This window comes from Synechococcus sp. R55.4 (genome assembly GCF_047461935.1).
Taxonomy (GTDB): domain Bacteria; phylum Cyanobacteriota; class Cyanobacteriia; order Thermostichales; family Thermostichaceae; genus Thermostichus.
This window is the reverse complement of the sequence record NZ_JANSIF010000038.1, coordinates 22,382-30,543: the sequence shown is the minus strand read 5'-3', so window position 1 is coordinate 30,543 and position 8,162 is coordinate 22,382. Positions and strand designations below refer to the sequence as shown.

9 protein-coding genes are annotated in these 8,162 nt (G+C 61.6%); 3 read left to right on the top strand and 6 right to left on the bottom strand.

What is annotated here, in order from left to right; translation table 11 throughout:
- Positions 1-38 precede the first annotated feature (38 nt).
- Positions 39-233, bottom strand: a complete 195-nt coding sequence (locus NW842_RS09655; RefSeq protein WP_414417933.1) for a hypothetical protein — start codon at positions 231-233, stop codon at positions 39-41.
- 130 nt (positions 234-363) lie between these two features.
- Here NW842_RS09655 and NW842_RS09650 point away from each other — a divergent pair, with 130 nt between their 5' ends.
- Positions 364-627 (top strand): hypothetical protein, encoded by a 264-nt coding sequence (locus NW842_RS09650; RefSeq protein ID WP_414417932.1) that lies wholly within the window; start codon positions 364-366, stop codon positions 625-627.
- A gap of 196 nt (positions 628-823) precedes the next feature.
- Positions 824-1,930, top strand: a complete 1,107-nt coding sequence (locus NW842_RS09645) for a peptidylprolyl isomerase (RefSeq protein ID WP_414417931.1) — start codon at positions 824-826, stop codon at positions 1,928-1,930.
- On the opposite strand, the gene NW842_RS09640 is transcribed toward NW842_RS09645, so the two are convergent.
- The 3 genes from NW842_RS09640 to NW842_RS09630 form a co-directional block, all read right to left on the bottom strand.
- Positions 1,927-2,958 carry a succinate dehydrogenase/fumarate reductase iron-sulfur subunit gene (locus NW842_RS09640; RefSeq protein WP_414417934.1) on the bottom strand — a complete coding sequence of 344 codons (1,032 nt, stop codon included), beginning with the start codon at positions 2,956-2,958 and terminating at the stop codon, positions 1,927-1,929. The genes NW842_RS09645 and NW842_RS09640 overlap by 4 nt on opposite strands.
- 86 nt (positions 2,959-3,044) lie before the next feature.
- A complete protein-coding gene (locus NW842_RS09635; RefSeq protein ID WP_414400454.1) occupies positions 3,045-3,812 on the bottom strand; it encodes an MlaE family lipid ABC transporter permease subunit in 768 nt (255 codons plus the stop codon).
- Between the two features lie 10 nt (positions 3,813-3,822).
- The gene (locus NW842_RS09630; RefSeq protein WP_414417930.1) at positions 3,823-4,485 is read right to left on the bottom strand and encodes a GerMN domain-containing protein; all 663 of its coding nucleotides are present in this window, start codon (positions 4,483-4,485) and stop codon (positions 3,823-3,825) included.
- Between the two features lie 190 nt (positions 4,486-4,675).
- Between NW842_RS09630 and atpD the strand changes: the two genes are divergently transcribed.
- Complete coding sequence (gene atpD / locus NW842_RS09625; RefSeq protein ID WP_011434062.1) at positions 4,676-6,109, top strand: F0F1 ATP synthase subunit beta; 1,434 nt, start codon at positions 4,676-4,678, stop codon at positions 6,107-6,109.
- A 184-nt stretch (positions 6,110-6,293) separates the two neighbouring features.
- Here atpD and rppA read toward each other — a convergent pair whose 3' ends face one another.
- Both rppA and rsmI read right to left on the bottom strand, forming a co-directional pair.
- Complete coding sequence (gene rppA / locus NW842_RS09620; RefSeq protein WP_414417929.1) at positions 6,294-6,995, bottom strand: two-component system response regulator RppA; 702 nt, start codon at positions 6,993-6,995, stop codon at positions 6,294-6,296.
- Positions 6,996-7,023: 28 nt separating this feature from the next.
- Complete coding sequence (gene rsmI / locus NW842_RS09615; RefSeq protein ID WP_414417928.1) at positions 7,024-8,022, bottom strand: 16S rRNA (cytidine(1402)-2'-O)-methyltransferase; 999 nt, start codon at positions 8,020-8,022, stop codon at positions 7,024-7,026.
- Between the last annotated feature and the right edge of the window lie 140 nt (positions 8,023-8,162).

Here is an 8,162-nt window from a genome sequence, read left to right as displayed (position 1 = left end):
CACTAATCTTTACATAACAGAAACTCAATACATTCCACTCAAGAAACCACCACCACTAAACCTACTCCCACCGAAACCCCCACGCCAACCCCGACGCCGAAGGAAACGCCCACCCCAACCCCGACGCCGACGGAAACGCCCACGCCAACGCCGAGCCCAGGTACAACCCCGACCCCCAGCCCGGCACCCCCCGGCGAAGGGATCCGACTGGTCAAGCGGATTACCGCTCTCAACGGAACTCCTATCCCCGAATTCTTCGACGAGCCCACCGACCCCAACGACAACCCAGGGATCCCTTGGCCAGGCGGAGCCAGCACCTTCCTGCAGGGGGCCATCAACCTGCCGGTGCGCCCAGGAGCGCGGGTGCAGTTTGCCATCTACTTCCTGCTGGACTCGCCCGCTTCCACCTTTGTGGTGTGCGATCCCCTGGCGCCTGGCTTGCAGTATGTGCCGGGCAGCCTGTCGGTGAGCACAGGGGGAGGGGGATCCTTCATTCCGCCGGGTGGGGCCGTGCCTCCTGCTTGTGGGGGCATCAGCAACCCCAACGGCGTGGTGGTGGTGAACGTGGGGGGAGGCAGTTCTGGCTCAGCCGGGGTCATCCGTTTCGAGGTCACCGTTCCTAGGTAGGAGAGCCGTGTAGCCATGCCCTTGGAGAAGTTGGTCCCGCTATTGCGGTCGCAAAAGCGTCGTGTAGCGATGACGGCTTTCCCCCAGGTGGAGTGAGCCAGTCGTGGAGATGTCTATCGAGGTTTGACAGCGCTTGCCGCCTGTGACGGTGGGATGTCAGGCTGAGACAGGAGTGGTTTTGCAGTCGGTAGGAACCATGACGCAGCGTGCCCAAGGATTTTGGCAATGGGGATCCCTTTGCCGGATTGGCCTCTACGTAGCTGCTCTGCTCTGCGGGGTGGCGCTCTGGGGGATCCCGGCCTTGGCTTTGCCCCAAGGGGATGCCATCACGGATCCCCGTACCCTGTTGCGGCGGGCGTTGCCTATTCAGGAAACGAAGCTGCTGGAAATTGATGAGGCCATCTCCAAAATCGACACCGACCTGAAGTACAACCGCTGGTCAGCGGTGCGGGGAGATGTGCGCCAGGTGGAGCGGCTTCTGGATCGCCATGGAGATTCCCTGCTGGCCAGCTTGCCTCCGGATCGGGTGACCCCAGCCTCTGAACAGATGGCTGCGCTGCGGGAGCAGTTGCGGGTGATCGGCCAAGCCAGCGAGCGCAAATCCAAAGGCAAAGAAGAGGCCCGCGCTGCCTACGACCGTCTAGTGGACGAGTTGGGATCCCTCGAAAACAACTGGGTGGGGGCTTTCCCCTACACAGTGCCTGCTGAGTATGCCGACAAACCTCAGCTCTTGGGGCGGGCAGAGGTGGAGCTAAACACCACCGCTGGGCGCATGGTGATCACCTTAGATGGCTACAGCGCCCCCATCACTGCCGGCAACTTTGCCGACCTGGTGCAGCGGGGCTTCTACGATGGCCTGACCTTTGACCGGGTGGAGACCTTCTTCCTGGCGCAGGCCGGGGATCCCCCTGGCCCTGCCGATGGCTATGTGGATCCGGCCACGGGCAAGGTTCGCACCATCCCCATGGAGATTCGCGCCAAAGGTGAGGTGATGCCCCGCTACGGCCAGACTTTTGATCAGATGGGCCTGTGGGATGTGGAACCGGCTCTGCCCTTTTCCGCCGAAGGGACGGTGGCCATGGCCCGCTATCCCGACGATCCCAACAGCGCCTCTTCTCAGTTCTTCATCTTTATGGCTGAGCCGGATCTCACCCCGGCGGGGTTAAACCTCATGGATGGCCGCTATGCGGTGTTCGGCTACGTTACCGAGGGAACGGAGGTGCTGCGCCACATCAAAGTGGGGGATCGGATTTTGAGTGCCAGATTGATTTCCGGCCAAGACAACCTCAAAACTGGAGCCTAGAGGGGATCCCTTCCTTCCTGCCTAACCGTGTCGATAAGCCGCCGTACCGTCGCCGCCCCTGCAGAGGGCTGGAAGCGAAAGGGAAATTTGCCCCTGACCAACAGGCGCAGCCCCAGAGGCACCAAGCTGAGCAGCCCTTTGGGATCCCGGCCCACCACCTGCAGGGCAAAGCGGCGCTCATCTATCCAACCACCAGAGCGCACCAGTTGCACCAGAGTCTTGCGGTGGCGGATGGCTATGGGCAAGGACTCCGTCCGAATAGCGCGAACAGCGTGCGATGGGGAACGGTCGGTGGGCAGAGCAGCGGTCTTGTCTGCATGGCGGGAGAGGATCCCCTGTTTGAGTTCGGTGATTTGATCCAGAGGTGCCACGCCCATCGGGCAGACGCTGTTGCAGTTCCAGCAGCGGGTACAGCCCCAGACACCAGCCAAGCTATCCAGAGCCTGCAGGCGTTGTTCCCGTTGGCTGTCGCGGCTGTCTTGGACGAGGCGGTTGGCTCTGGCCAGAGCATGGGGGCCGACAAACTCTGGGTTCACCTCTTTGGCATTGCAATCGGAATAGCAGGCTCCGCAGAGAATACAGCCACCGGCAGCGTTGAGATGCTCCCGTTCGGCAGGCAACTGCAAAAATTCTCGCTCCGGGATGCGTCGCCCCGCCGTGCTGACAAAGGGATCCACCCGGCTGAGATCGTTCCAGAAGGGCTGCATATCCACCACCAGATCCCGCAGAACGGGCAGGTTTCCCAGAGGGCCGATGCGAATAGGCTGCGGCTGGGGGCTGCGGGGATCCAGCTCTTCGCCCACATGTCGGCCACAAGCCAAGGCTGCCCTACCGTTGATGCGCATGGCGCAACTGCCACAGATGGTGTTGCGGCAGTTTTTGCGGAAGGCCAAGCTGCCATCCTGCTCCCACTTGATCTGGTTGAGGCAATCGAGAATGGTGGCGCCAGGGGATGTCTCCAGCCAGAAGGACTGCCAGCGGGGCGGCTCCGGCGGCAACTGTCGGAAAATCTGAAATTCTACTCGCAAAGTGCTCTGCACCGCTGAAGGGAAAGGGGATCCCATCCTAGCTCTCTCCCTATTGCCCCGCAACGCTAACGGGACAGCAGAAGTGGCTACAACGCGCGGCTGAGGGCGCTCCCCGGCCCCTGAAACAACAGCCAAGAAATAAGGAAGTTGGTGACAAACACGCCCAGCAGCGCCGTAACCACTGCATCGGTGGTGGAGCGACCCACCCCCTTGGCTCCCCCGCTGGTGGAAAGGCCCCAGTTGGAGCCAACAATGGCGATCAAAGACCCGAACACCATCGCCTTAAAACAACAGACGAGCAAATCCCAGGAGCTCAGAAGGGTTTGCGCCGAGTTGAGAAACACTGCAGGAGAGATGTTGTAGGCCGAAGCGCAGATGATCATCCCCCCCACCAGCCCCGTCAGCAGGGAGAGGATGGTGAGCACCGGCAGCATCAGCCCCGCAGCCAGCACCCGCGGGATCACCAGATAATCCACCGGATCGGTGCGCAACAACAGCAAAGCGTCGATCTGCTCCGTGACTTTCATGGTGCCCAGCTCGGCGGCAAAGGCGGATCCCACCCGTCCGGCCAAGATCACCGCCGTCACCACCGGTGTCAGCTCGCGGGCAAGGGCGATCGCCAAAACCCCCCCAATTAGGGAGGAAGCGCCAAAGTTGATGAACTCCCGCGCCAACTGGATGGTGAAAACGCCGCTGATCACCACCGCCGTAATCAGAACAATCAGCAGCGACTCCAGCCCTACCGCCGAAAGCTGATCCAGGGTGTTGCGGCGATGGATACGACCCCGCATCAGATGCAGAATCACCTGACCGGTCAGGAGAAAGCTGCTGCCCACTCGCTGGAACCAGTTCATGGTTTCCGCCTCAAGAGGCCGTTATCGCTACGCGATGCTTTGGCGACTGCATCAGCGAGACCGAGTCCTTCGGGGTTGCCGGCTCCGCTGGCAGCTGAAAGCTGGGCACAAACGAGGCCCGTGTCAGGGGTTGATCCAGGATCAGCCCCTCTCCCCCCAGCACTTCTAGGGCACGGCCTTCCACCGAGATCCACACCCGCGCGCCGGGGTTTTGGCTGGTGGCCGTGTAGAGCACCTGCGCAATCCGGCTCATCATCGCCGTGGATCCCCCCCCTTGCGTGAATTCGGGGGAGAAGTTGAGGAAAATATCGTCGCCCTCCACCCGCACATCCAACACCCGCGTCTGGGGGGGAATGGCCGTGGTGAGGTGGGGATCCCGGGGGCCGGCAATCAGCTCCTCCAAGGCCAGGCGGATGGCTTCCTGAGCGTCGAAGGCGCGAACCGTGCGCTCTTGCTGCACATAGTAAATGGAGTTGTCGGCACTGGTCAGCCAATACAAGGAAAGCGTCTGCCGCGGCCCAATGGTGTACCACCAGGCTGCCCCCATCGCCCCCAGCCCCAGCAAAAAGCCGAGGATCCCCAGTTGTAGGGCCCGGCCCCGACGCGGGCGGGAACGCCGTCCTCCCAACCTGACGGAGCTGAGCTGTGCGGTACGGCCTCCGTAGTGGCTCATCGCTGGCGATCCCCCTCTCTAACCTAGCTCTAGGGTAGCGAAGAAAAGCCCTCCCTGCCGGGGATCCCCCATAGGCTGGACAGGCAAAAGTGCGGCAGCAACTGGGATCCCTTTATTTGTATGATGATAATGATTTACACCCGGCATTGCTGAGTCGATAACTGAGCACACAAGGAGCTGAGCCTCAATCATGGTTACTGCCACCGCTACTGCCACCAATGTTGGCTACATCACTCAGGTCATTGGGCCTGTGATCGACGCCGAGTTTCCCAGCGGCAAGCTGCCCGAAATCTACAATGCCCTCAAGGTGGAGGGCACAACCGAAAGCGGCCTGAAGGTTAACGTCACCTTTGAGGTGCAGCAGCTTTTGGGGGATAACCGCGTGCGTGCGGTGGCCATGTCCTCGACCGACGGCCTGGTGCGGGGCATGCCGGTGGTGGATACGGGCGCTCCGATTACTGTGCCGGTCGGGCAGCCCACCCTGGGGCGCATTTTCAATGTGCTGGGAGAGCCGGTTGACCAAGGAGAGCCCGTTCAAGCCCAAGAATTTGCCCCCATCCACCGCAGTGCGCCTCCACTTGTCGATTTGACGATTAAGCCAGAGCCCTTTGAAACCGGCATCAAGGTGATCGACCTGCTGGCCCCCTTCAAAAAGGGGGGCAAGGTGGGCCTGTTTGGCGGCGCCGGCGTGGGCAAGACGGTGCTCATCCAGGAGCTGATCCACAACATTGCCGAGGAGCACTCTGGCCTATCGGTGTTTGCGGGCGTGGGAGAGCGCACCCGCGAGGGCAATGACCTCTACAACGAGATGAAAGAATCCGGTGTGCTGGACAAAGTGGCGCTGGTCTATGGCCAGATGAACGAGCCACCGGGTGCCCGCATGCGGGTTGGCCTGACTGCCCTGACCATGGCAGAGTACTTCCGCGACGTTAACAAGCAGGACGTGCTGCTGTTCATCGACAATATCTTCCGCTTTGTGCAGGCCGGGTCGGAAGTGTCGGCGCTGTTGGGCCGCATGCCCTCGGCGGTGGGTTACCAGCCCACCTTGGCTACCGAAATGGGCAACCTGCAAGAGCGCATCACCTCTACCAAGCAGGGATCCATCACCTCGGTGCAGGCGGTGTATGTGCCTGCTGACGACTTGACGGATCCGGCCCCAGCAACCACCTTTGCCCACCTTGACTCGACGGTGGTATTGTCCCGCAGCTTGGCAGCCAAGGGTATCTATCCGGCGGTGGATCCCCTGGATTCCTCTTCCACCATCCTGCAGGCGGACATTGTGGGCGAAGAGCACTACAACACCGCCCGGGCAGTGAAGCAAACGCTGCAGCGCTACAAAGAGCTGCAAGATATCATCGCCATCCTGGGGCTGGACGAGCTGTCGGAAGAGGACAAGCTGGTGGTGGCCCGCGCCCGCCGCATCGAGCGTTTCCTGTCCCAGCCGTTCTTCGTGGCGGAGGTATTCACTGGCTCCCCCGGCAAGTATGTGAAATTGGCAGACACCATCAAGGGCTTCCAGCGCATTTTGTCGGGGGAATTGGACAATCTGCCGGAGCAAGCCTTCTACTTGGTGGGCACCATCGAAGAGGCCATCGAGAAAGCCGAGAAGCTCAAGTCCAAGTGATCCCTCACCCCCAGCCCCTTTCCCACAGGAGGAGAGGGGAGTTGCCGATAGCGCGGCGACTGGGCTCCCCAGGGTTGAAGGGGGGAACGCCCTGGTGGCATTGCTGACTGAAAGCGCTCCCCAGACCCGGCAGGGCTCCTTCTTTTCGGGGGAGCCTTGGTTTTATCTACAGGTGGGACGGCTGCTAGGGATCCCCGGCGACAGGCCCGAAGCGATAGCCCTTGCCGTAGACGGCGTGGATCAATTCTGCTGCCCCGGGCAACCTGAGGCGTCGCCGCAGCAGGCGCACCTGGGCTGCCAAGACGTTGCTGCTGGGGGGATCCTCTCCGGCCCACACCTGCTCGTAGATCTGGTCGTGGGTGAGCAACTGGCCGGGGTGGGTCATGAAGTACTCCAGCAGGCGAAACTCTTTTTGGGAGAGGTGGATCATCCGCCCCTGCCGGTAGGCCACCTGGTTCTCCCGATCCAGCTCCAAATCCCCTATCTGTAGGCGAGGGATCCCTTCTCCAGTACCTGTGGTTCGCCGCAAGAGGGCCCGCACCCGCGCCAGCAGTTCCCGCAGCTCAAACGGCTTCACCAGGTAATCATCTGCCCCGGCATCCAGCCCTTCCACCCGGTCGTCTAGGGTATCTTTGGCCGTCAGAAACAGGATAGGGGTGGTGCAATCCACCTGCCGCACCCGCTGGCAGAGGGAAAGCCCAGAGAGCTCCGGCAACATCCAATCCAAGACCAGCAGATCGTAGGGCAGGGATCCCGTCTTTTGCAGCAGTTCCCAGGCTCGCCCTCCTGTGTAGGCGACGTCCACCGTGTAGCCCTCTCGCCTCAATTGCTGGGCCAGAGAATCGGCCAACTCCACTTCATCGTCCACCAACAAAATCCGTGCCATAGGACTCCGTCCCGCTAACGCGAACGCCTCAGGACTCGGTCTCGCCGTCGTCTTGGAAACTGACGCACGCAGGAAAGGACTCCTTTCCGCCAGAGCGTTGCGCAGCAATCACAGAACTGGAGAGCGGCTCAAGCTGCAAGGATAGATTGTAAAGGCGGCGCCGCGTCCAGATGGGGGATCCCTGCAGACGCTGGGCCAACCGGCGGCTGGCTGCAGACCGGGACAGGCCTTCGGCCAGCAATCGGGCCATTTCTTGACGAATTTCCGCTTCCGATTCACTGTCTCCCCGCCCATTCAAGGACTCCGTCCCGCCTCTGACAGGGTTAGGGCTGGGAACGGCACCCACATATCCCTCAAGCAAGAGGGTGAACTCCCCCCGCGGCGGCTGGGCGGCGCAGTGCTCCAGAGCTGCTGCCAGGGATCCCCGCCAGAAGGACTCATACAGCTTGGTCAGCTCCCGCGCCAGCACAACCTGCCGCTCTGGGCCGCAGTGATCCAGCAGATCCTGCAGAGTTTGGCGCAGGCGATGGGGGGCTTCATAGAGAACGACGGTGCGCTCTTCTTGGGCCAACTGTTGCAGGCGGGCCTGTCGCTGACTGGGTTTAAGCGGCAAAAATCCCTCGAACACGAATCGTCCTGTAGGCAGGCCCGAAGCGGTCAAGGCGGCAACAGCAGCTACCGGCCCCGGCACAGGGATCACCGGGATCCCGGCCTGAATGCAGGCGCGCACCAACTCTTCTCCCGGATCGGAAATGGCGGGGGTGCCGGCATCGCTGATCAGGGCCACCGACTGGCCCGCCGACAGATACTTCAGGAGTTGCGGGATCCGTTGGGCAGCGTTGTGCTCGTGATAGCTGATGAGGCGGGCGGAGATTTGAAAATGTTTAAGAAGCTGGCCGGAGTGGCGAGTATCTTCTGCCGCCACCCAGTCCACTTCCCGCAAAACCCGCAGCGCCCGCAGGGTGATGTCTTCGCGGTTGCCGATGGGGGTAGCCACCAAATAAAGGCTGGCGGTGGGGTGTTCCATCCCGAGCTCCAAGGCTGAGCTGCCGATAACCAGACAATAGCCAATTAGATCAATTAGAGATCGCCTCGGATCCCCAGATTAACCTCTCTTGGCCGGTGCCCCGATACCCAAGCATCTGCCTTTCGCGGTAGCGGGACGGA